Genomic DNA, 25279 nt, shown 5'->3' on the forward strand with positions numbered 1-25279 from the left:
TATTTTATTTTGTAAGGAGGATGGATCCGTGAAATTCTTAGTAGTGGGTGCCGGAGCAGTAGGTGGATATTTCGGAGCAAGATTGGCGGAAAAGGGTGAAAATGTCACATTTTTAGTTCGTGAAAAAAGAAAAACGCAGCTGCAAGCAAGGGGATTGCATGTAAAAAGCATTCACGGAGATGCAGTTATTCATCCGAAATTAATCGCAGCAGGTGAGCCTGGTGCGTTTGATGTTATTCTTATTGGAACAAAGGCTTATCATTTAGAGCAAACGATACAGGATATAAAACCGTATGTGCATAAGGGAACAGTTATTATTCCGATGCTAAATGGTATGCAGCATATTGATATGTTAACGAACGCCTTCTCGAAGGAATCTGTAATAGGTGGGTTATGTTTTATTGAATCTACGTTGTCAAGTGAAGGACATGTTATTCAAACGAGTCCCATTCATCGATTTGTATTTGGGGAATGGAACGGGGAAAGAACGGAAAGAATCCGTAATATTGAAAAGGCATTTCAAGATACACGGGCCATGATAAGCGTGAGCGATAACATTCTCCGTGATATGTGGCAAAAATATTTGTTTATTACGACTTTCTCAGGCGTAACTACCTTATTTCAAAGATCAATTGGTCCCATACGAGATGTTAATAGAGGAGTACAATTGATTGAAAGTCTACTACAGGAAACAGCACAAATCATGAGGGCAGTACAAGCTCCCATTAAAGATAATATTGAAGAAAAACAAATGCAAACCATGGGAGAAATGGGCTATAATATGAAATCTTCTATGCTGCGTGATATGGAAAAGGGTCTATCTGTAGAGGTAGAAGCATTGCAAGGATATTTACTATCGTTAGCAGAGGAGAGAGGAATTGCTGCACCTACTTTGCAAAGTGTATATGTAAATCTGAAGTTATATGAGAAAGATAAGGAATAGGATAAAACATATAACAATTGTATGTTTTGAAAATATGATAGAAATGTGACAAATATGCATACTAGTATGGTCAAAAGAATTGGTCATGTATAATGAAGCAAAGAAATACACCATGAAGGAGGATCACGTGCATACGAAACATGTGCTTTTTCAAGAAGCGGAGCAGTTTATTACAACCTGTTATAGGGAATTAGATAAATCGAAAGAGGAACGTGACATACGGTTACACGAGATTGAACAGATGATAGACAGGTATGGCTATTATGAGCATACGTTTGAAGAGCTTGAACACGGTGCACGAATGGCTTGGCGTAATAGTAATCGCTGTATCGGGCGATTGTTTTGGAATACATTAACGGTATTCGATAAGAGGACGCTACAACAAGAAGACGAAATATTTGATGCTCTTTTGGAACATATTACATATGCCACGAATGATGGGAAAATCAGACCGACAATTACGATATTTCAGCAAAAAGAAAACAACCAGGAGCGGGTGCGGATTTGGAATCATCAAATCATTCGTTATGCAGGGTATGAAACGGAGAATGGAATAATCGGTGATTCGTCTTCTATTTCTTTTACTCGTGTTTGCGAAGGCCTTGGGTGGCGCGGTAAGCGAACCCATTTCGATATTTTGCCAATTGTTATTGCAGTCGGTGGCAAGTTACCTATTTGGTATAATATTCCTCATGAGTTTGTGCTTGAAGTACCTCTTGTGCATCCGGAGTTAGAGTCGTTTGCAGATTTACACCTTCGTTGGTATGCAGTTCCAATGATTAGCGAAATGAAGCTTGAAATAGGAGGTATTACCTATACAGCCGCTCCGTTTAACGGCTGGTATATGGGCACAGAAATTGGAGCTCGGAATTTAGCAGACGAAACCCGCTATAATATGCTGCCAAAAGTAGCTTCTTTGTTAAATCTAGATATATCTCGGCAAGCAAGCTTATGGAAGGATAAAGCGTTAGTTGAGCTCAACATCGCTGTACTTCATTCTTTTAAAGAAAAAGGAGTTAGCATTGTGGATCATCACACGGCTGCAGCGCAATTTCAGCTATTTGAAAACGGAGAGGGAGAAGCAGATAGAGATGTCAAGGGAGATTGGACATGGCTCATTCCTCCTGTTTCACCGGCAACAACGCACATCTTCCATAAATCTTATCCCAATGAAAAAGTAACACCGAATTTTTCGTATCAAGACAAACCTTACGCATAAAGAGAGGGGTCCACAAGAAAATGGGACCCTCCTTTTCTTGTCACATCAAATAATGATAAAATGGGCTGTTATTTATTTCTTTACACTCGGTGAAACCGGTGATTTTTGTAAATAGGTAATGGCATCTTTCAGCGTAGCCACTGGAATGATTTTCATCGAGTACTTCTGTTTTGCAGCTTCATCTAAAATATCCTTCGTATTGTTATCTCCAGGCTTTTGATCCTTTGGACAGAAGAAGATGTCAATCCCGGTGTCATGCGCTGCAATAATTTTATCGCGTATTCCACCAATTTGACCAATATTTCCATCAACGTCAATTGTACCGGTCCCAGCAATTTTATAGCCTTTCGTTAAGTCTTCATTTGTAAGCTGATTCACTATTTCTAATGAAAACATAAAGCCAGCGGAAGGACCACCGATATCTTCAGTTTGGAAGGAAACATTTCGTCCTGTTTTCGCTGTAAATTGATCTTCTGGAAGGATGCCAAGTCCGGGTTTATCCTTGCTTGCATCAATTGAAATAAGTTCAATGTCTTTCTTTTGTTCTATTCCCTCATGCTTCCAGCCAATTTGTACTTCTTGTCCTACTTTTTTATTTGTAGCTATATAATTCATAAAATCTGATGTGTTTTGAATGGGATGAGTATCTACAGAGGTGATTATATCACCTGGTTTAATAATCCCTTTTGCTTTGGATGTTTGCACAACATTACTTACAAACACACCTTCATATGTAAGGGTCACAGGTTCGCCAACTTGACGAAGAGCTGCTGCTATCGCATTTTGCTGAGACATAAGCATCATATGATTAAGCAGGCTTGCGTACTCCTCGGAGGTATACGTTCCTTGTACATCCTGCTCGGCCCGAATTTGTGTATGAGGCGTTAACAAGCCATACAAGATATCATACACATTTCTCGCTTTTATTGATAATACGGTAGTTAAATAAAAATTTCCGGCTTCGGATTTATGTCCATTTTCTACCGTAACCTTTGGTGAAATTGCTTCAGCAGGACCAGGTTGGTACAAATAATAAGGTGTAGGGATGAAAGCTGCTGTTATGAAACATATAGAAATAACAATTGTATATAGGGTTAGAAATTTTTTTCTAATCAAGACTCTCATAGTGATTCCTTTCTAAATACGGAAGTATGTACATGAAAATAAATGCATAGGCGTAGTTCGGAATTAAATACCATTTATATTATAACGTAATCTATATTTTTAAAGTAAAAAATGTAAGCCTGCTCTATGAAATTGATGTAGGTGAGGGAGGTATTGGTGTTTTTCCATTAATTGATAAGACACGTATTTGTATGGTAAAATCAATGACAAAATCAGCAAAATGTACGTGTGCTATTCATCTCGTGAAAAGGAAGTGGCTAAATGGACAATCAGAGTGAAGAGTATAAATGGGAACAACGACGTGTTGATGAAGTAGTCGAAAAAGCTGCTGCCAAAGCCAGTTTCCTTCAACAATACGTAGGTACGATCAAATCAACCATTGTTGGTATGCGCAAGAACTTTTGGGAAGATGTCACAGTAAATTTTGAAGATGCAACCGAAGCGGCGGAAACACATGCGAGTCTGAAACAGCAGGCTGAACTTCTTTCAGAACGGGAACGGAGCTACACACATAGTCAAAATGAAGTAAAAACTCTGCAACGATTGCAGTATTCTCCTTATTTTGGCCGTATTGATTTTAAAGAAGATGGTGAGAAACAAGCAGATTCCATTTATCTGGGTATAGGTTCTTTTTATGATGAAAAAACGGAACAATTTCTTGTATATGATTGGCGCGCGCCAATTTCAAGCCTCTATTATGATTACACGGTTGGTCCGGCTACATATAAAGCACCGGTTGGCATGGTATCAGGTGAAATGACGGTTAAACGACAATTTCTGATTCGCAGCGGAATCATAGAAAGTGTATTTGACTCTAGTGTCACAATTGGGGATACACTATTGCAGGAAGTGCTAGGTAAGCAAGCAAATACGGCGATGAAATCGATTGTTGCAACGATTCAGCGTGAGCAAAATGCAATCATTCGAAATGAAACGAGTAGAATGCTTATTGTTCAGGGGGTAGCAGGTAGCGGAAAAACATCAGCTGCCTTGCAACGAATTGCTTACTTACTTTATCGATATCGCGAATCATTGCTGGCTGAGCAAATACTATTGTTTTCTCCAAATCCGATATTTGGTAGTTTTGTTTCGACAGTTCTACCAGAGCTTGGAGAAGACAATATGCAACAGACGACCTTTCAAAATTATATCGAACATCAACTTGGGAAAGACATATTACTAGAAGATTCGTTTACACAAATGGAATATGTATTGTCTGCCTATGCAGATAACAAGTATGAAGCACGAATTTCGTCTATTAAGTACAAGGCTTCACAAGAATACATGAAAGTACTTGATTCCTATGTTATTTTTTTAAAAGAGCAGGGCATGTTATTTCTTGATGTTGAATTTCGAGGAGAACAAATCGTATCCGCAAAGCAAATAGAAATCTATTTTTATTCGTTAGACCGGGCACTGTCGCTTGCTAACCGGGTTAGGCTGACAACAGAATGGCTTATTCAGCTATTAAAAACAGAAGAGAAAAAAGAGCGGAAAAAGCCGTGGGTAGAAGAGGAGATGGAGCTTGCAGATCAACATTTGCTAACTCTCGTTCACCAAAAGCTGCAGCGAGAAAGACGTTATACAGAGGATACCTTTGATGATTTTGAACGAGAGCAACGGCTGCTTGCTGCAATGATCGTGCGTGAACATATGAAACCGACATATAGATTCGTTAAACAGCTTCAATTCTTACATATCTATGCTGTATATCAAAACCTTTTTTCTAATTCGATGTTTGCGTTGCAGTTTGTATCAGAACAAGAATTACCTTCAGAATGGCAAGAGATATGTAAAGTGTCATCTGGATTGCTAAAAAACAGCAGTATCCCTTATGAAGATGCAACAGCTTATTTGTACGTTAAGGAGCAGCTGGAAGGAGTACAAAAAAATACTTCAATTCGTCATGTTTTTATTGATGAGGCACAGGACTACTCGCCATTTCAATTTATATTTTTAAAACGATTATTTCCATTTGCCAAAATGACGGTGCTTGGTGACTACAATCAAAGTATTCATGTGCAGTCTGAAAATGTAAATTTGTTTCACTTAACATCTTTATATGGGGAGAAGGCAACGGAACGTATTGAATTAACGCGTAGTTATCGTTCTACAAAGCAAATTATCGAATTTTCCCGTATGTTGCTTCCGAGTGGTCAGCATATACAACCGTTTCAACGAGAAGGGAAAAAGCCAGTTGTAATAAAAGTGACTGATGAAGACCGGGTAAGTCAAATTGTAACATGTGTGAAATCTTTGCAGCATCATACGATTGCAATCATTTGTAAAACTGCAAAAGAAAGTAAACTGGCATATGAATTGTTGCAGCCAGGCATAGATGTTCGCCTTATTACAAAGGAAACAGCATCCTATGATCATGGTGTACTTATTATACCGTCGTATTTAGCAAAAGGTATTGAATTTGATGCGGTAATCATATATGATGCTTCAAAAACCCAATATGGGCGAGAGAATGAACGGAAGTTATTCTATACCGCTTGTACGCGGGCCATGCATGAATTATATCTCTTCTATACCAACGAAGTAAGCCCGTTTTTACATGAGGTTACTCAAGAATTATTTGAAAGAGATGGATTGGAAGAATACGAGATAGAATAAATTTTTCATTTGGGTTAGAGAGGGAACGAAGATGAAGACGATATCAGACATTGCAAGCATAGCGGGAGTAGCAAAAAGTACGGTTTCCCGGTTTTTGAACGGAGGATCGGTAAGTGAGAGAACGAGACAAAAGATTGAACGAGCGATTAAAGAAACCGGTTTTGTTCCCAATCCATTTGCACAAAGTTTAAAGGCTAAAGTACCAAACATTATTGGTACCATTGTTCCGCGTTTGGACTCATATGCGGCTTCGCAAACGTTAATTGGTATTGACGAGTATTTGCGAGAATTAGGCTATCAAATGTTTATTGCAAATACAAGTCAAAGCTTAGAAAGAGAAATCGAAAGTATTTATACACTCGCACATCAAAAGGTAGCCGGGATTATTTTATTGGCGACCCAAATTACGGAAGAACACATTGAAGCATTTCAGAAAATTAACATACCCATTATGCTTGTCGGACAGGAATATAACAAAGTGTATAGTGTGATTCACGATGATTACGGGGCAGGGTATGAAATGGGTAAGTATGTCCTTGGGCACGGTCACCGTAAGCTTGCCTACTTAGGTGTCACTGAAAAAGATATTGCGGTTGGGGTAAAGCGAAAAGCTGGTTTTACACAAGCGGTGCAGGAACAGGCAGGCTGTGAGGTACGCTATTTTGAAACGAGCTTTAGTATGATGGATTCCATCCAGATTGTAAGTTCGATTATTCATACCTATTCTCCGACAGTAATTGTATGCGCGACAGATAATTTAGCATTAGGTGCGATGAAGGCTGCTTATGTAAACGAGCTGCAAGTCCCGCATGATCTCTCAATCACCGGCTTTGGTGGATATGATGTAGCAGAGATGCTGCATCCAAGTTTAACGACGACGAAATTTTATTACAAACAAGCAGGAAAGCGGGCTGCTGAGCGAATCGTAAAACTTGTGAACAAAGAAGAAATTCCGTTACAATTAATTTCAAACTTTAAAATTGTAGACCGTGAAAGCGTTGACAAAAAAGTATAGTCATCATATAATCTATTTGAAACCGGTTCCAAAAATGGCCGGTTTCAAAAAATCGCTCTTTTTGGAACCGGTTCCCGATGATTGCACTTTATAAATCTAGCTATAATCAATTCTGTTCACCTTATATTGGAACCGGTTCTGAATCATACTATAAATAATAAGGAGGATTTACAATGAACTACAAAAGCATTGCGAAGGAAATCCTAGCAGCAATCGGCGGAAAAGAAAATGTTTCAGCTGCAGCACACTGTGCGACGCGGTTACGCCTCGTGTTACACGATGAAGAGAAGATCAATCAAGTAGAACTGGACAAAATGGATGCAGTCAAAGGGACATTCTCTACTGGTGGACAGTATCAAATCATCCTCGGCTCCGGAACGGTAAATGAAGTATACAAGGAATTTGCTAGTCTTACCGACATAACAGAAATGTCAACGAAGGATGTAAAGGATGCTGGAGCGAAAAAAATGAATCCACTTCAACGCTTTGTGAAAATGCTATCTGATATCTTTGTTCCAATTATTCCAGCTATCGTTGCCGGCGGGTTGCTAATGGGGATTAATAACCTATTAACCGCAAAGGATTTATTTTTTGCTGGAAAGTCTTTGGTAGAAGCGAATCCTAGCGTAGCAGATCTAGCATCGCTGATTAATACCTTTGCCAACGCAGCATTCGTCTTTCTACCTATATTAATTGGGTTCTCAGCAACGCAGCGCTTTGGAGGAAATGCGTATCTTGGGGCAGCTCTTGGTATGTTAATGGTACATCCAGATTTACTAAATGGTTATGGATATGGTGCAGCGTTATTGGCTCATAAAATTCCGTACTGGGATATATTTGGATTCCATATTGATAAAGTCGGGTATCAAGGTAGCGTACTTCCTGTTTTAGCGGCTTCTTATATTCTTGCAAAATTGGAAACGTATCTACGAAAAGTGATTCCTTCTGCATTAGATAACTTATTGACTCCTTTATTAACAATTTTTATTACAGGTATTTTAACGTTTACGATTGTAGGACCGATTACACGTGCAGCTGGTAACATGTTAACAGACGGACTTGTGTTCATGTATAATACGACTGGATTTATCGGAGGAGGCATATTTGGATTTATTTATGCACCAATCGTTGTAACAGGAATGCATCACAGCTTCATTGCCGTAGAAACACAATTGCTTGCCGATATGGCAAAAACAGGCGGATCTTTCATCTTCCCAATTGCAGCGATGTCAAACGTCGCACAAGGTGCTGCAACACTTGCTGTACTTCTAATTACTCGTGATACAAAGCTAAAGAGTGTGGCATCGGCAGCAGGTATTTCCGCATTGCTCGGAATTACAGAGCCAGCGATGTTTGGGGTCAATTTAAAGCTTCGCTATCCTTTCATCGGAGCAATTATCGGTTCTGGCGTAGCATCTGCTTTTATTACTTTTTATAAAGTAAAAGCGATCGCATTAGGTGCCGCTGGTCTTCCAGGTATCATTTCGATGAAGCCAAGCAGCATTATACATTACATTATCGGTATGATTATTTCCTTTGCTGTGGCATTCTCAGTAACCATTATTCTTTCAAAGCGTGCAAAAAACAAAGAAGCAGCAATTGAGGAATCTGCTGCATAAAAAGAGAAAAGTAAGGGGGAGGAGAATTGCCAGATTCTCCTCTATTTATATAAGGAGATTGATAACAATGGAATGGACACAGCAGCAACGCTATCGTAAAGTAGAAGAAGTATCTCCAGACGAAATAAAACTGCTAAAAGAACGCGTAAATCATAGCCCATGGCGTCAAACGTATCATATACAGCCTTCGACTGGATTATTAAACGATCCAAATGGTTTTTCATATTATAACGGCGAGTACCATTTGTTTTATCAATGGTTTCCGCTTGGAGCTGTACACGGAATTAAGTACTGGTATCATATGAAATCAAAAGACCTTGTTCAATGGGAGAAAGTCGGCATTGGGATTAAGCCTGATTGCGATTATGATAGTCACGGAGCATTTTCGGGTAGTGCAATTGAGCATGAAGGAAAGCTCTATTTACTATATACAGGAAATACAAGAGATGAGAATTGGGTACGTCATCCCTATCAATGCTTAGCCATCATGGATGACCACAATCATATTACAAAATGGCCGGTCCCCGTTATTTCAGAAGTGCCGAAAGGATATACTGAACATTTTCGCGATCCAAAGGTGTGGAAGGAAAACGATCAATTTTATATGGTAATCGGGGCGCAGCGAACGAACAAGACGGGCACAGCTATCCTCTATCACTCTAGCAATTTAACAGATTGGACATTCCAAGGTGAAATCGAGGCGGTTGGTCTTGAATTCGGTTTTATGTGGGAATGTCCAGACTACTTTCCTATAGAGGATCAAGGGGTCCTTCTTTTCTGTCCGCAAGGGTTACAACCAGAAGGGGATTTTTATCAAAATATTTATCAATCGGGTTATGTGATTGGAAGTAAACTTGATGTTGCAACGTGTTCTTTTCAGGATGGACCATTTACCGAGCTTGATCGAGGATTTGATTTCTATGCCCCGCAGACAATGTTAGATGATAAAGGCCGTCGTATTTTAATCGGATGGATGGGTCTTCCAGACATTGCATATCCGACAGATGAATATGGCTGGGCGCATTGCTTAACACTTCCAAGAGAGTTATCGATCGTAAATGGAAGGCTTCGTCAGCAGCCGGTTAAGGAATTAGAAATGCTGCGTGGTCCATTGTATGAACGAGTAGACATTCTGGCTGATGAGATGAAAATGTATGAAGGATTTTCTGGAGAGCAGTATGAGTTACGTTGTACCTTCTCCGCCGCTACTGCATGTCAGTATGGAATCGAATTTAGGGTTGGTGACAAGGAAAAAACAGTTTTATACTATGAGGCAGCCCAGAAAAAAGTCATATTAGACCGCTCTGCCTCTGGCAAGGAAGTAGCTGCTTCCTATGGAACGAAAAGAGCTTGCTATGTAGATTCAGATATGATTACATTCCATCTTTTTGTAGATACATCCTCTGTAGAAATCTTTATCAATGACGGAGAAGAAGTATTTACGAGCCGAATTTTTCCTCGTTCTACGAGTACGGATATTCGTTTCTTTGCTGTGGGAGGAGAGGTACATCTAGCAGTTATGAAATGGGATTGTACACGATAAAAATGGAAGGATGCGAGCAATATGCAAAGACTATTTGCCATTGGAGAAATATTGATTGATTTCATCCCACAGCAAAAGGGAAAAGCTCTAAAGGATGTTGTATCCTTTGAACGTGCTCCGGGCGGTGCTCCTGCAAATGTAGCTGCTGCTGTAGCAAAACTTGGCGGGAACTCCTATCTCATTTCGAAGCTTGGAGAGGATGCATTCGGTGACTTTCTAATCGAACAGCTCCAAGAGGCTGGCGTAAACGTGGATAAAGTACTACGAACATCGGAAGCAAATACAGGGCTGGCCTTTGTATCGCTTCGAGAAGATGGGGAACGCGATTTTTCTTTTTACCGCAATCCATCGTCTGATTTATTGCTAACAGAAGATGAAATTGACGACTCTTGGTTCCAAGAAGGAGATATTTTGCACTTTTGCTCCGTTGATCTCGTCGAAAGTCCGATGAAGCAGGCGCATAGAAAAACGATTGCGAGTATGAAAGAAAAAGGTGGTCTCATCAGCTTTGATCCGAATGTTCGTTTGTCGCTATGGCACAGTAAAGAAGCGTGCCGAAAGACAATTTTAGAATTCATTCCACTCGCGCATCTTGTAAAAATATCGGATGAGGAATTATCCTTTATTACCGGAATTGAGCAGGAAGAGAAAGCGATTCAATCGTTGTTTGTCGGGGACGTACAGGTTGTTGTCTATACGAAAGGCCCAGACGGTGCTTCAGTTTACACGAAGAATGCGGCATATTATCTAGGTGGCTATAAAGTAAATGTACAAGATACAACAGGAGCGGGGGATGCATGGATCGGCGGATTCTTGTATCAATTGCTCGAAAAAAAGATTACGCAGCATACAATGGAGCTAGGATTGCAAGCCCATGCAAATGAAATTCTCGCCTTTGCGAACGCCAGTGGTGCCATTACCACAACAGGTAAAGGGGCCATTTCCTCCCTTCCTATGAAGGAAGAAATTTGTGCGTTTATGAAGGAAAGAATAGAGTGAACCTTTGATTGACATTGTATCAATATATCGTTATAATTTCCTTGGAAATATGTTATAGCTGAATAACATGCGTTGAAAGGAACATAGTAGCATTCTTCTCCCTGTTGTAGAGAGCTGATGGACGGTGGAAATCAGTACAAAGAAGAGTATGAATTTCACTCCAGGAGCATCTTTTTTCATATATCATGAAAAAAGACGGTTACATGAACCGTTATAAGAACGAAGATGGCAGATGTTAGTCTGCAACTAGGGTGGTACCGCGATTATATTTCATCGTCCCTACTGATTATCAGTAGGGGCTTTTTTATGTAGAAGGAGGAGAACAATGAGTTCAGATCAAAAGAGTCTACAAAAAAATTTATTACCTAGGCATGTGCGCCTAATGGCGTTAGGTGGTGCGATTGGAACCGGAATTTTTAAAGGGACTTCAGAAACAATTTCTCTTGCAGGTCCAGCCGTTATTTTTTCTTATATCATTGCCGGTCTTTTATTACTGGTCGTGATGAGTGCGATTGCAGAAATGGCAATTGCTATACCAGGAACGAATATGAAAGGGTTTATTCGAATGGCCTTTGGAAGCAAGGTTTCCTACGTGATCGGCTGGATGTATGCGATTATGTGGCTTATCGTTTGTATTATTGAAGTGATTGCAGCAGGAAGCTTTCTACAATATTGGTTTCCATCCGTTCCGCTTTGGTTATTAAGTGTCATCTGTGCTATAGGAATTATTTCCATTAATACGCTAAACGTAAAATATTACGGGGAATTTGAGTTTTGGTTTGCCGGTTTAAAGATTGTCATGATTATTCTGTTCATTGTATTAGGAGCAGGTATTTTGTTTGGCATTATTCCAAGTCATGAAGCGCACTACTTTCAAAATTATACGGCTAATCAAGGGTTCTTTCCTCATGGCTGGTCTGGCGTCTTTGCAGCGCTTATCGTCGTTATTTTTTCATACGGTGGTACTGAGCTTGTTGGTCTTTCGGTTACTGAAACAAAGAATGCAGAACAAGTACTACCGAAAATTATTAAAGGCGTAATTGGTCGTATTGTTATGTTTTACACATTGCCTGTTTTGATCATCTGTGGTTTGATTCCGTGGAATACAATCTCCCAGCAGTCAAGTCCGTTCGTTCAAGTGCTTTCCGTGGCTGGGTTTAATGGCGGCGCACAGCTCATGAATTTTGTATTAATTACGGCAGTCTTATCTGCTGCCAATTCCGGCATATACGGTTCTTCGAGAATGTTGTATTCATTAGCAACTGAAGGCGAAGCTCCTCAGGTATTTTCCTATGTCTCCAAAAAAGGTGTTCCTGTATATAGCTTGCTGTTTGCAGCAGTTGTATTGATTGGTGGATCCCTAATTGCCTATCTTTCACCGGATCGTATATTCAGCTATTTAATGGCGATTCCAGGCTTTACCGTTTCAATTTTATGGATTGCCATCTGTTTAGCCGAAGTAAAGCTACGTAAATCTTATGAAAAGCTACCACATTTTCTTGTGTGGGGGTTTCCTATCATTCCAATCGTAACTGCGGTATTACTCGGTATCAATTGTATTTTCTTTATGTTTAGTCCGGAAAACCGAGTAAGTGTATTCGTATCCATCGGCATCGTAGTATTTTTAGCAATTGCCTCTATGTTTCAAAAGAAGGAAACGAAATAAGGAAAATGAACTAGCGCGAGATGGAATGCGCTAGTTTATTTTTGTGAAAATATGTTAATGTTCTTGTGCTTTTGGTATTAATAAGATAATTTCTATATCCGTATCCATAAAAAAAGTGCGCTGAAAGTTTATTTCAGCGCACTTTTTTTAAGTTAGATGAAACAACTGTATGAGCCCATATCCGAGCAACGAAAGTAGAATGGAACCGATGAACCCAGCAGCAAAGGAAGGAAGCCCAAGCTTTCGGAAGGTGTGCAAGGAAATTTGTAAACCTAAGCCTGCCATTGCCATGGCGAGCAGCGTATAGGCGAGAGTTACGAAAGCAGCAGCTACGTCTGATGATACGATGCCAAAGGAATGAATGCAGCTCATAGTAACGAACCCAAGAATAAACCAAGGGATAGGGAGGCGTCTGAAACTTGTTTTCCCGCTTTCATTTGAAGAGATATTTTTCCAAATTCCAATCGTAATCGCAACAGGAATAAGAAGTGCGACCCGTGTTAATTTCACAATGACGGCAAGATCGACTGCTTCCTTTCCACCGATTGATGCTGCAGCAATGACATGTGCGATTTCATGTAAGGTTGATCCGGCAAAGATTCCATACCCGTGCGGGGATAGTGAAAGAACAGGATAGAGGGCAGTGTAAAAGAGCGTAAAAACAGTGCCAAGAATTGCGATTGTAGCTGCTCCTACTGCAGTTTCTTCATCTTTTGCATCGATTTGCTGGGCGATTGCCACAACCGCAGCTGCTCCGCATATAGCAGTACCGCAGGCTGTTAATATAGAAAGATTTTTGTTTACATGTAACTTACGTGATAGTAAATATACGACCACTAACGTAAATAGGATTTGAATGACAGCAATGAAAAAAACAGCTGAACCAGCATGAATAATGTCAATTAGGCTTACACGCATTCCTAGTAAAATAATTCCAACACGCAGTAGTGTTTTACTGGAAAAAGAAGTTCCGCTTAGTATATAGGGCTGAACGCCGGCTATGGATGCCCATAGGGTGCCGAGAAGAATGGCGATCACGAGTTGACCCATAATTGAAAAAAAAGGTAGTAATGCAATATATTTTGCTGCAAGTGCTAGAACAAATGTTAAGAGAATGCCTAATGTACATCCGTATATTTTGGTATTTTTTTGTAAAATAGTTGCTTTCAAATTTATCACTCCTATGTAGATTCCTATCTTACTGTAACGAGAAATATATAATAAATAAAATATATATTTTTTATCTCAATCATTAAAAAATCGTATAATATGGATATGGAAGGGAGGAGCGATTGGTGAAAGTAGATGCACTCGAGATTTTCATTGCAGTAGTAGAATTAAAAAATTTTTCCCGAGCAGCTGAGCTATTACATGTAACACAGCCTAGTGTTAGCGTAACGATTCGTAATTTAGAAAATGAATTTGGAACAAAGCTGTTACATCGTTCCCCGAAGCATGTACAAGTCACAGAAGCAGGGAATATGTTGTATGTGCATGCAAAACGAATCGTTTCACATTATGAAGAAGCAAAGCAGGAGATTCATAATCTATTACATGTAGTAACAGGTACATTGCGAATTGGAACGAGCTTTACGATTGGAGAATACATTCTTCCAAAAGTGCTTACTGAATATGTGAAACAATATCCGCTCGTAGATATTCAAGTTATTATTTCTAATACAGAAGAAGTGATAAGAGGATTAGAATCTAATCAATATGATATTGGACTAATAGAAGGGAAAACTACTCATTCTCATGTTGAAGTAACTCCGTTCATGCAAGATGAAATGATTGTTGTAGCTCCCATTCATCATCATTTATCAGGATTTCGGATAATCGATCCCTTAATGTTACAAGATCAAGTCTGGGTTCTAAGAGAACAGGGATCGGGGACTCGCACCTATAGCGATGTGTTCATAGAGGAACTACATCTAAAAATGAAACGGTTTTTCATTTTTAGTAGCATACAAGGTGTGAAAGAAGCGGTGATGGCAGGATTAGGAATTGCACTTTTATCAAAATGGACGGTACGAAAAGAATTAGAGGCGGGGGAACTTTGTTCATTGTTCTTGCAAAATAAACGTACATATCGCTCTTTTTCATTTGTTCAAAATAAACAAGATTACCAATCCAAAGCGACGGAAATGTTTATTCGAAAAATGGAAGAATTTGTGATTATACATTAGGATGTGCGCTTTTTTCTAAAAAGAATATGAGTTGACAAAAAGAATAAAGCCATTTAATATATACCCCGTAAGGTATTTAAATTATATGCTAATTTGTTTTTGATTTTTCGTTACACACTAAATAAAATGAGGGTGAAATCATGAGTACCAGTACAATCATTAATATTGTATTAATAGCGTTAGCAGCTTGGCTGATCGTGCAACGTTTTATACCAGTTAAGGGGATTAAGAATATTACGACTGGAACATTAAGAAATGAACTGGGGAAACGTGATAAGCAATATGTGGATGTACGTACACCTGGGGAATTTAATGGAAACCACATTCAAGGTTTCAAAAATATTCCTTTGAACCAACTAGCGAGCAAATCTAGCAGCTTAAAAAAGGAACAAGAAGTAATTGTTATTTGTCAAAGTGGAATGAGAAGTAAACAAGCAGCAAAACTGTTAAAAAAGCAAGGGTTCCAAAACATTACTAATGTAACTGGTGGAATGAGTGCTTGGAGATAAAACTAATAAGATAACAAGGGAGAGAATTGATTATGAAACAAATTACAGCGAATGATGTAGCAACTAAACTTGAAAACGGTGAAGCATTAAATATTATTGATGTTCGTGAAACATCAGAAGTAGCACAAGGAAAGATTAGCGGTGCTGTAAATATTCCACTTGGACTAATAGAATTTCGCTTAAACGAGCTAGACAAAAACAAAGAGTATATTGTTGTTTGTCTTTCTGGCGGTCGTAGTAGCATGGCTACAAGCATTCTAGAAAGCCAAGGATTTAATGTGACAAATATGGTAGGCGGAATGATGGCTTGGCAAGGACCAGTTGAATAAGAGTAAATAGAAAGCTAAACAATGCAAAAAAAGTCGAGAATGTATGGTTCTCGGCTTTTTTTTATGCAATTAATCCATAAACTATAAACTTTTAAGGAGAAATTAAGAAAGAAAATGAATAATGGATGTATCTAAGTTACTCTTTTCTATAGAGTTCATATACAGTTTTAACATGATACAACCATATCGTGTCTCTCAGTTTTTGACACCGTACTAAAGGGAATACTTCTTTTAGCATTCCAGATAGATAAGAAATTCTAAAAAATAATAGTTATACATGTTTCGATTTATTGGTTGGTAGTGGTAAAGTGAAAGATGAAGCATCGCATTGTTTTTATTCGTAACAGTAGGGAGATAACGATATGCGTTTATTAGTCGTCGAGGATAATATTTCATTATTACAATCCATAGTAGAAATAGTAAGTGATGAATTTGAAGCAGATAGTGCTTCAAATGGTGAAGATGGATTGTATTTAGCACGTCAAAATATTTATGATGCTATTTTGTTAGACGTTATGCTACCAGGAATGAATGGATTTGAAATTATTCAGCATCTACGTGAGGAAGAAAACCATACACCTGTTTTATTTTTAACAGCGCGAGATTCTTTGGAGGATCGTGTGAAGGGACTAGACTATGGCGGAGATGATTATCTAATTAAGCCGTTTCAAGCACCGGAACTTATGGCTCGCATCCGCGCCTTATTACGTCGTAGTGGAAGTCTTACGATGAGTCAAACTTTAGTATATAAAGGCATGGAATTGTTTAATAAAGAAAAAAGTGTAACTATTGATGGAGAGGCACTTAAACTTACATTTAAGCAGTATGAGCTTCTTGAGTATATGATTCAAAATAAAGGAGTCATTTTAACGAAGGAGCAAATTTATGATCGTGTTTGGGGCTTTGATTCAGATACTACCATAGCCATTGTCGAAGTATTTGTCCATCATTTACGAAAAAAACTAGAACCATTTGGCTATCATAATGACATTAAAACGATTCGTGGAGTCGGATACATGTTAAAGGAGTAATCATATGTTCAAACGCACACAGATTAGACTTACTCTTTTGAATTCTCTTATTTTTGTAATATTAATAGGTACGTTAGGATTTACTATTTATTATTATATGCAACAACGTTTATATAACGATGTCGATAATTCTTTACAAATGGTCATAACTCATCAAGAGGGAACGAACAGGGATTCAGGATATGTGGAAAAAAAACCGAAAGATTTCGGGATTTCACATGATCCCCGCTTGTCCATTATTATTCGAGATGAGAAAAATGAAATTATTGCAACTAAGGGTGATATGGGTTTTTTGTTACCATATGAATCTACGATAAAACCTAAGGAATTAAATACAATTCAAAATATGCAGGTAGGAAATTTCACATTTCGAACATTAACGGTAAAAGACGATACGACTGGCACTACCATACAAACACTTCGAAACATTGATTCAGAAAATGGCTTACTAAATCGATTATTACTCATTATGTTAATTGGATGTGGAATTGGCATTCTATTTGCTGTGGCGGCTGGTTATTTCTTGGCAAGACGAGCTCTTGTACCGATTCAAAATGCATGGAATAAGCAGCAAGAATTTGTATCTGATGCTTCCCATGAGTTGCGAACACCACTTGCCGTCATTCAATCGAAAACAGATTTATTGTTTCGATCTCCTTCTTCTACCATCCAAGATAAGGCACTTGATATTTCAATTATTTCTAAGGAATGTCGGCGGTTGACCAGGCTTGTTTCTAATCTTTTAACGTTAGCCCGTTCTGATTCTAATCAGATTGAAATGGAAAAAAAAGAGTTTAGTTTAAATGACCTATTCGAGGAGATTATGAACTCCTATGAGGATCTTGCTATTTATCAAGATAAAACATTACGCTTACAAGCGGATCAAAGTCTTGTTTACGTAGGAGATAGAGAAAAATTACATCAATTACTTGTTATATTACTTGATAATTCCCTAAAGTATACGAAAGCTGGTGGAACAATTATTCTTTCGTGTACGCAAAGTGCTTCACATATTACACTTCAGGTGGAAGATAACGGGATAGGGATTGCCGAGGAGGATATACCGAAAATATTTGATCGGTTTTATCAGAGTGATAGAGCAAGAACATTGGCAAAGGGAGCTGGACTTGGCCTTTCCATAGCAAAATGGATTGTGGAGAAACATCAAGGTAAAGTAAAAGTATACAGTCAGATAGGGAAGGGAACACGATTTGAGGTTGTACTTCCTAAGCATAAAAAGAAATAAACATCTTGTAAGCTGCCGTGCATTTCTTAGGAAATGTAGGACAGCTTTTTTATTGTATTGATCAAAGGGTGCGTCAAATGTAGTTCGATAATGAGATATACGAAATCGCAAAATGGGGTTATTTTTCCTCTAAACACCTAGCCTTTTTATTTTATGAATGACGAAACGTAAAAATTGTCATATTATGAATAGGGTACAATTATATGTGAATGTTTTCATACATGTTCACATATGATTGTGAAAAAATGGCTGTTTCGTATACATTAGAATAGTCTTACATATTAGTTGATGGAGGAAATTAGAAATGCAATTCGATCATCAAACGGTAGTAAAATTTCTTGAGGCCATTGTTTTCGTCGGGGCACTATTGGCTTTGTGGTCATCCGTTACAAATTTCAGCAGCGTTAAGCGATTTTTAATAGGACGTCCCATGCGAACGGCAGAATTACATGCACAGCATACCAAATTAATTTGGTTTATTGCACTCCCAATATTATCTGCTGATTTGTATTCATCTGTTTCCTATGGACCGGAATCAGGAATAACGGAGCTTATAAAGTTAGGTCCAGATGCAAGATGGATTATTTTGCCAATTACTATATCGACGGTTATGTTGCTTGCTATTTTAATTCTATCTTATATTATGGGGATTTGGGCTTATCCAAACGGTGGCGGTGCCTATGCTATTGCAAAGGATAACTTTAAACCTAGATACGTTGCACTTATTGCATCTAGTTCTTTGCTAATTGATTATGTACTTACAGTTGCTGTATCTGTATCAGCGGCAATGGAGGCTGTTGCATCTGCATATCCTGTTGTTGCACCGTATGAGACAATACTAGCTATAAGCTGTGTGTTATTTCTAGTTGTCGTAAATCTTCGAGGAGTTGCAGAATCTGCCAAGCTATTTGCTTGGCCAACAATAGGTTTCATGATATGTATGCTTATTCTTATTTTCACCGGATTTTTTGATGAAATCAATCATGGTTTTGTTCAGCCACAAACACCTTCCTTTGGTACAGTTCCGCAAGGATTAACTACATTGCTTATACTAAAGGCATTTAGTTCAGCTTGTTCAGCACTTACTGGAATTGAAACGATTTCAAATGCCGTTCCTGTATTTCGAGAACCACAGCAGAAGAATGCCATTAAAACGTATATAGCATTGGGAACAGTAACAGCAATAACATTACTTGGATTTGCATATCATTTATATGTTCAAGGTATTTCGCCAAATCCGCAAAATACGATGCTTTCACAATTAACTGGCATTTATTTCGGACATGGTGTTATGTATCAAATTATTATTTGGTTTACATTTATTGTTCTAATATTGGCTGCAAACTCTACATTTACAGGATTTTCTCAACTTGCTGCGATTGTAGCTGCAGATGGATTTCTTCCTCGAGGCTTGTCAAATCGTGGAGATCGCCTTGGTTATTCTAACGGCATCATTGTTTTAGCTGCGTTAGCATGTATTTTAATTATTACATTTCGTGCTAAAACGAATGCACTTATTCCGCTTTATGCCATCGGAGTATTCTTATCCTTTACGGTTGCTCAGTTTGGATTAATGCGGCGATGGAAACGAGTGAAAGGGTCGAATTGGAAAATAAAGTTTGCAATCAATACATTTGGAGGGATACTTACTTCGGTTGTAGCCGCTATTTTTGCCTTTACGAAATTTACGGGCGGAGCATGGGTTGTTCTTATTGTTCTTCCAGTGATCATCTTATTTTCGTTAGCAATTCGAAATCATTATGATAACATTGCCGAACAATTGCGTATTGATTTAAATCTTACACATCCAACCGCAAATAAAGTAGTAACGCTCGTTCTCGTATCTGGTGTGCATCAAGTTGTCAATAATACATTGTCTTTTGTTAAGGGATTAGATGTTGACCCCATAGCGGTGTATGTAGGATACGACGATGAATCAACTGAAAGAATGGAGAAGAAATGGAAGGATTGGGGTTCTCCTTGTAGACTAGTTGTATTACGAAGTAAATATCGTTCTCTTCTTGAACCTTTAATGCGTCTAATTCGTGCAATTGAATTAAAAAACGAAGAATCTGTTACTGTGCATGTCGTTATACCGCAATTTATTCCAAGAAAGTGGTGGCATAATTTATTACATAATCAAAGTGCACTCATGCTAAGACTTTGGTTGTTACGTAATAAAGATATTGTCATTACGTCGGTTCCCTTCCATCTTCAAAAATAGGTGATGATCGACACATACATGAAAAGTAAAATGAGTCAAAAAGGAAGTTCCTTTTTGACTCATTTTTTATTTTCTTAAGCTAAATTTAAGGAATGTGATTCATACTTATTATGAGACAAGAGTCAATTTTACATAATTGTTGGAATGTATGATTATGAAATCTTATATGCTCGGTTAAACTTTACATATAAAGTCTCTTAGCAAGCTGACATGTAATCGACATAAATGATAGATACAATAGGATAAGGAGGGATTCGTTATGAAGAAAGCGATATTGTCTGGTATTTTCATTACATTGGCTGCTGTAACTATTAGTAGCATAACGGTATGGGCTAGTCAAAATGATGCTACACCGACTTCTTTGCCAAACAAAAAGCAAGAAGTGAAAATAAACTCCAATACGCAAGATGTTATGAATAAGGCAAAAGAACTGGGAATAGCAACAGAAGGTAAAGATGTGCTTTTGTTAGAGAAAGAGATACGGGAAGCTGAAGTTATTAATGAAGCAAAAAGTCTAAGTATTGATACGAATGGAAAAAATGTAGATAACTTATATATAGAAATATATGAAACGAAAATGAAAAATGAAGCAAAAAGCTTAGGAATAGCAACGGATGGGAAAGAAGTGTCCGAGCTTATGAAAGAAATGAATGATAAAAAGCTAATGCAAGAAGCAAAACAACTCGGAATAACGACAGAAGGTAAGGATTCATCTGCAGTAGCTGAAGAAGTGTACGGAACGAAGCTGAAGGAAGAAGCAAAACAGTTAGGAATTCAAACGGATGGAAAATCTCAAGAAGCCATTATCCAGGAGGTTGGCGAAGCAAAAACCGTTAATGAAGCGAAATCGCTTGGAATATCAACGTATGGAAAAGATATTTTTCAGTTAGTTACAGAAGTGAGAGATACACAAGCGAAGAAAGTTGCTAACGAACTTCACATTGATAGTAATGGAAAAAACACGGATGATCTTATAAAAGAAATTACTGCTGTAAATCCTGATAAAGCGAGTACAATTGAATTTTCACCATGGACCTCTACAAGCCAAGAAGAATTGTATTATTATTTGTTGCCAGATTCAGAATAACAAAAAATGGCTGGAGCCTATTCAAGGCCACTGAAAAATTACTATTTTTCAGTGGCCTTATTTATGAAATAGGAATGGGAAAATCTAGCTTGGATTATGCCCGTTCGTGGGAAAAAAGCTTGCGAGCAGTAACAAAATGCTCGCACTGATAAGTTACCATTGTACCTGTTTTTCGAAGTCCATGCTTTTTCAGTGTCCTCGCCTCTTCCAGGCATTTTTTTGTTAAAAATCATCGAAAATTGCATAACTGTACCGTTTGACTGTACGCTTTTTGGTATGGTAACATTACATAATATAGTAAGGTGAGGAGGTGTCTTCATTGGGAATGTGTACCGAATCGGAGAGTTGGCGCAAATTACTCAAGTTTCAAAGCGAACCATTGATTATTATACGAATCTAGGTCTGTTGCAACCATCTCGTTCTGATTCCAATTATCGCTATTTTGATGAAACAGCATGTAACGAGCTCAAGTATATTGAACAATATAAAAAGCTTAATATGCCACTTGCGCATATTAAATTGCTGCTTGAACAAAAGCGAAATCCCGTATATGAAGACAGCTTAGTCGGTGAACAATTGGATGAAGCATCATTTCACATTCATCAATTAGAAAAAGAGCTATCAGAATTACAATCACTTGTGGACGGACTGCCAGAAAATGAGCGGAATGTCATGATGAAACATATATCTGGGAAAGCTGGTATGCTTATTAATTCCTTAATATTATTTTTAAGATGAATTTCGATAGAAAATTAGAATACATGGGACATAAAGAAACGAATGTTTGCTCAACTTGGATGAAGAATAACTGATATATACACAGGAGGTGAACACCTTAGTTCTTCGAACTAAGGGAATTGCTTGGAGATATTTAATTTGGTCATGGTGGCGATATTAATCGCTTTTACAGGCTTCTTCGTAGCTGCCGAATTTGCAATTGTAAAAGTGCGTAGTAGTCGAATTGATCAACTGGTCGCAGAAGGAAAACGAGGGGCGATAGCAGCAAGGAAAATAATCTCTAGTTTGGATGAATATTTATCAGTTTGTCAGCTTGGGATTACCGTCACTTCACTTGGTCTCGGGTGGTTGGGAGAACCAACTGTATATCATTTGCTCGAGCCATTAATGACACAATTGAAACTTGCTGAGGCTGTTGCAGGAACCCTTTCGTTTTTCATCGCGTTTTCATTGATTACATTCCTGCACGTCGTTGTTGGAGAGTTAGCACCAAAAACACTTGCAATTCAAAAAGCGGAACAAGTAAGTCTGCTATTCGCACGACCTTTAATATTCTTTTATTGGGTAGCATATCCCTTCATTTGGCTATTAAATTCTTCTGCCCGCGTTGTTTCAGGAGCATTTGGTCTTAAACCAACCTCTGAACATGAAGTTGCCCACTCAGAGGAAGAGCTTCGTTTAATTCTTTCCGAAAGCTATGAGAGCGGAGAAATCAATCAGACAGAATTTAAATATGTGAACAATATTTTTGAGTTTGATAACCGGGTTGCAAAGGAAATTATGGTTCCACGTACAGAGATAGTCGGATTATATATGAATGATCCTGTTGAAGAACATATGGAAATTATCCAAAATGAAAAATACTCTAGATATCCAGTATTTGGTGAGGATAAGGATGATATTATTGGGATGGTTAACGTAAAGGACTTTTTTATTCGTTATATGAATGGGTCCACCGAAGAACTGGCGTCGGTACGTAAATTTATGCGTCCTGTTATTGAAGTAATGGAGACGATTCCGATTCATAGTTTATTATTGCAAATGCAAAAACAACGAATACCAATTGCCATCCTCTATGATGAATATGGTGGTACGGCTGGTTTGGTCACCTTAGAGGATATATTAGAAGAAATAGTTGGGGAAATTCGAGATGAATATGATGAAGATGAAAGTCCGCCAATTCAACATATTTCTGATTATCATAAAATTGTAGATGGTAAAGTATTAATTAGTGAAATAAATGATTTATTCGGATTGCGTATGGATGAAGAAGATGTAGATACAATCGGCGGTTGGATTATGATGCGAAAGCATGCTATTCAAGAAGGGCAGCTTGTAGAAGGAGATGGGTATTCATTTAAAGTGTTAGAGAAAGATTCCCATCAAATTAAACGAGTGGAAATACGTAAAATAGAAATAGAAGAGCAAGCGGCAACCGTTTAAAGTTGTTTGCTTGCTCTTTTTTTGTCTTCCGAAAATGTAGAAGCTCATACATGACGTAGCGATAGGGAGTGTTAATCATGTATAATCGGTTTCTAATCAATACTACTCCATACTTTTTAACACTTTCTCACGCACTGCTTGTATATGAGACATTTTATTATCCCAACAAGCTTGACTTAAATCGACTGGATATTCCTCTGGATTTAACATTCTTTTGTATTCATCCCAAAGAAGGGTCAGATTATTCGAAGCATAAGCTTGAATAGTTTGAATATCAGGTAGTTTATAAACTATTTCGCCATTTATGAAAATATCTGTATGTAAATCCTTTGCTTCAAAGTTTGTTATAAATTTACGAATGTATGTATGCACGGGATGAAACATCTTTAATCGTTTTTCAAGTTGTGGGTTTTCTATTTCAAGCGTAATATAGTCTCCTTCTGCATGACCATTCTCTTTATTTATAATTCGATATACATTCTTTAAGCCAGGTGTAGTTATTTTTTCTGGATTGGACGAAATTTTGATCGTGTCGACCATATTACCATGTTCATCTTCAATAGATACCATTTTATAAACGGCTCCAAGAGCGGGCTGGTCAAAGGCTGTAATAAGTTTTGTTCCAATTCCCCAAGCATCTATTTTAGCACCTTGCGATTTTAAATGCATGATTGTATATTCATCTAAATCGCTTGATGCAACAATTTTTGCATTAGGAAATCCTGCTTGATCTAACATCTTACGAGCTTTTTTCGATAAATAAGCCATATCACCGCTATCTAGTCGAATGCCAATAAAGTTAATTGTATCTCCTAGTTCCTTTGCAACACGAATGGCGTTGGGGACACCTGATTTTAAAGTATCATATGTATCAGCAAGAAATACGCAATCCTTATGTGTGCTCGCGTATTTTTTAAAAGCAGTATATTCGTCTCGGTAGGCTTGTATAAATGCATGTGCATGGGTGCCAGATACAGGAATGCCAAATAGTTTTCCGGCCCGTACGTTACTTGTTGAAGAAAATCCTCCAATATAGGCTGCTCGTGTTCCCCATAGCGCAGCATCAAGCTCTTGTGCACGGCGTGAACCAAATTCCATTAACACTTCACTGTCAGCAACCTGCTTCATACGAGAGGCCTTGGTTGCTATTAATGTTTGATAATTCACAATGTTTAGTAATGCTGTTTCTATAATTTGTGCTTCTGCGAGCGGGGCTTCTACTCGTATGATTGGTTCATTTCCAAAGACAAGCTCCCCTTCACGCATGGAGCGAATGGTACCCGTAAATTTCATGTCTTTCAAATAGGCTACAAATTCTTTTGCATAGCCTAATTCATTTTGCAAATAGTCAAGATCAGTTTCGGAAAATCGAAAATTTTTAATGTAGTCTATTACTTTTTCAAGACCTGCAAATAGGGCATAGCCATTGCCAAAGGGCATCTTTCGAAAATATATTTCAAACACAGTACGACGTTCGTGAATGCCATCCTCAAAGTATGCTTGTGCCATGTTAATTTGGTATAAATCTGTATGCAATGCTAAGCTGTCATCTTCATATCGTTTCTTCATGTATTCGTCCTCCGTTACAACGTTCTATTAATAGTAGCAGGAATGGGGAGGGGCAAACTTCAACAACGCTAGAAGTATTCTCTCCTAATAAGTATGTGCTATCTGTAACCATACATTCCAGATAGGGTATTCATTTTCCTGTTTAAACTTGAAAAACAGTATAAAAAGT

At 38.1% G+C, this 25279-nt stretch carries 20 protein-coding genes and 1 other annotated feature; of the genes, 17 read left to right on the forward strand and 3 right to left on the reverse strand.

Annotation, left to right across the window (positions count from 1 at the left end):
- Window positions 1-28: 28 nt before the first annotated feature.
- Both ACAN53_RS16205 and ACAN53_RS16210 read left to right on the forward strand, forming a co-directional pair.
- Entirely contained in the window at window positions 29-943 is a 915-nt protein-coding gene (locus ACAN53_RS16205; protein WP_379971197.1) for a ketopantoate reductase family protein, read from the forward strand.
- Window positions 944-1055: 112 nt separating this feature from the next.
- The gene (locus ACAN53_RS16210) at window positions 1056-2162 is read left to right on the forward strand and encodes a nitric oxide synthase oxygenase (protein ID WP_379971255.1); all 1107 of its coding nucleotides are present in this window, start codon (window positions 1056-1058) and stop codon (window positions 2160-2162) included.
- Window positions 2163-2234: 72 nt separating this feature from the next.
- On the opposite strand, the gene ACAN53_RS16215 is transcribed toward ACAN53_RS16210, so the two are convergent.
- Window positions 2235-3287: a SepM family pheromone-processing serine protease gene (locus tag ACAN53_RS16215; RefSeq protein ID WP_379971198.1), complete on the reverse strand. Its 1053-nt coding sequence runs from the start codon at window positions 3285-3287 to the stop codon at window positions 2235-2237.
- Window positions 3288-3548: 261 nt separating this feature from the next.
- Between ACAN53_RS16215 and helD the strand changes: the two genes are divergently transcribed.
- The 6 genes from helD (at window position 3549) to ACAN53_RS16245 (ending at window position 12748) form a co-directional block, all read left to right on the forward strand.
- Window positions 3549-5906, forward strand: coding sequence for an RNA polymerase recycling motor HelD (gene helD / locus ACAN53_RS16220; RefSeq protein WP_379971199.1), 2358 nt, complete (start codon window positions 3549-3551; stop codon window positions 5904-5906).
- Between the two features lie 31 nt (window positions 5907-5937).
- Window positions 5938-6921, forward strand: a complete 984-nt coding sequence (locus tag ACAN53_RS16225) for a LacI family DNA-binding transcriptional regulator (RefSeq protein WP_379971200.1) — start codon at window positions 5938-5940, stop codon at window positions 6919-6921.
- Between the two features lie 173 nt (window positions 6922-7094).
- Entirely contained in the window at window positions 7095-8540 is a 1446-nt protein-coding gene (locus ACAN53_RS16230) for a sucrose-specific PTS transporter subunit IIBC (protein WP_379971201.1), read from the forward strand.
- Window positions 8541-8607: 67 nt separating this feature from the next.
- Window positions 8608-10083, forward strand: a complete 1476-nt coding sequence (locus ACAN53_RS16235; protein WP_379971202.1) for a glycoside hydrolase family 32 protein — start codon at window positions 8608-8610, stop codon at window positions 10081-10083.
- A gap of 21 nt (window positions 10084-10104) precedes the next feature.
- Window positions 10105-11082: a carbohydrate kinase family protein gene (locus ACAN53_RS16240; protein ID WP_379971203.1), complete on the forward strand. Its 978-nt coding sequence runs from the start codon at window positions 10105-10107 to the stop codon at window positions 11080-11082.
- A gap of 63 nt (window positions 11083-11145) precedes the next feature.
- Window positions 11146-11366: a binding site (T-box leader), on the forward strand.
- Window positions 11367-11407: 41 nt separating this feature from the next.
- Window positions 11408-12748: an amino acid permease gene (locus tag ACAN53_RS16245; RefSeq protein ID WP_379971204.1), complete on the forward strand. Its 1341-nt coding sequence runs from the start codon at window positions 11408-11410 to the stop codon at window positions 12746-12748.
- Between the two features lie 147 nt (window positions 12749-12895).
- Here ACAN53_RS16245 and ACAN53_RS16250 read toward each other — a convergent pair whose 3' ends face one another.
- On the reverse strand, window positions 12896-13918 hold the full coding sequence (locus ACAN53_RS16250; RefSeq protein WP_379971205.1) for a YeiH family protein: 1023 nt from the start codon (window positions 13916-13918) through the stop codon (window positions 12896-12898).
- Between the two features lie 125 nt (window positions 13919-14043).
- Between ACAN53_RS16250 and ACAN53_RS16255 the strand changes: the two genes are divergently transcribed.
- The 9 genes from ACAN53_RS16255 to ACAN53_RS16295 all read left to right on the forward strand — a co-directional run bounded on the left by ACAN53_RS16255 (window position 14044) and on the right by ACAN53_RS16295 (window position 23541).
- On the forward strand, window positions 14044-14934 hold the full coding sequence (locus ACAN53_RS16255; RefSeq protein WP_379971206.1) for a LysR family transcriptional regulator: 891 nt from the start codon (window positions 14044-14046) through the stop codon (window positions 14932-14934).
- A gap of 140 nt (window positions 14935-15074) precedes the next feature.
- Window positions 15075-15443, forward strand: a complete 369-nt coding sequence (locus ACAN53_RS16260; protein WP_379971207.1) for a rhodanese-like domain-containing protein — start codon at window positions 15075-15077, stop codon at window positions 15441-15443.
- Between the two features lie 32 nt (window positions 15444-15475).
- On the forward strand, window positions 15476-15772 hold the full coding sequence (locus tag ACAN53_RS16265) for a rhodanese-like domain-containing protein (protein ID WP_379971208.1): 297 nt from the start codon (window positions 15476-15478) through the stop codon (window positions 15770-15772).
- Window positions 15773-16134: 362 nt separating this feature from the next.
- A complete protein-coding gene (locus ACAN53_RS16270) occupies window positions 16135-16803 on the forward strand; it encodes a response regulator transcription factor (protein ID WP_379971209.1) in 669 nt (222 codons plus the stop codon).
- A gap of 4 nt (window positions 16804-16807) precedes the next feature.
- Window positions 16808-18049 carry a sensor histidine kinase gene (locus tag ACAN53_RS16275; RefSeq protein ID WP_379971210.1) on the forward strand — a complete coding sequence of 414 codons (1242 nt, stop codon included), beginning with the start codon at window positions 16808-16810 and terminating at the stop codon, window positions 18047-18049.
- Between the two features lie 304 nt (window positions 18050-18353).
- Window positions 18354-20273: an APC family permease gene (locus ACAN53_RS16280; protein ID WP_379971211.1), complete on the forward strand. Its 1920-nt coding sequence runs from the start codon at window positions 18354-18356 to the stop codon at window positions 20271-20273.
- A gap of 259 nt (window positions 20274-20532) precedes the next feature.
- Entirely contained in the window at window positions 20533-21360 is an 828-nt protein-coding gene (locus ACAN53_RS16285; protein ID WP_379971212.1) for a transporter, read from the forward strand.
- Window positions 21361-21687: 327 nt separating this feature from the next.
- Window positions 21688-22098, forward strand: coding sequence for a MerR family transcriptional regulator (locus tag ACAN53_RS16290; RefSeq protein WP_379971213.1), 411 nt, complete (start codon window positions 21688-21690; stop codon window positions 22096-22098).
- A 123-nt stretch (window positions 22099-22221) separates the two neighbouring features.
- Window positions 22222-23541, forward strand: a complete 1320-nt coding sequence (locus tag ACAN53_RS16295; RefSeq protein WP_379971214.1) for a hemolysin family protein — start codon at window positions 22222-22224, stop codon at window positions 23539-23541.
- 102 nt (window positions 23542-23643) lie between these two features.
- Here the strand turns inward: ACAN53_RS16295 and ACAN53_RS16300 are convergent, their stop codons facing one another.
- Window positions 23644-25110 carry a nicotinate phosphoribosyltransferase gene (locus tag ACAN53_RS16300; protein ID WP_379971215.1) on the reverse strand — a complete coding sequence of 489 codons (1467 nt, stop codon included), beginning with the start codon at window positions 25108-25110 and terminating at the stop codon, window positions 23644-23646.
- Window positions 25111-25279: the final 169 nt, after the last annotated feature.

The sequence above is a fragment of the Ectobacillus soli genome, assembly GCF_042610425.1.
In the GTDB taxonomy this organism is placed as follows: Bacteria; Bacillota; Bacilli; order Bacillales; family Bacillaceae_G; genus Ectobacillus.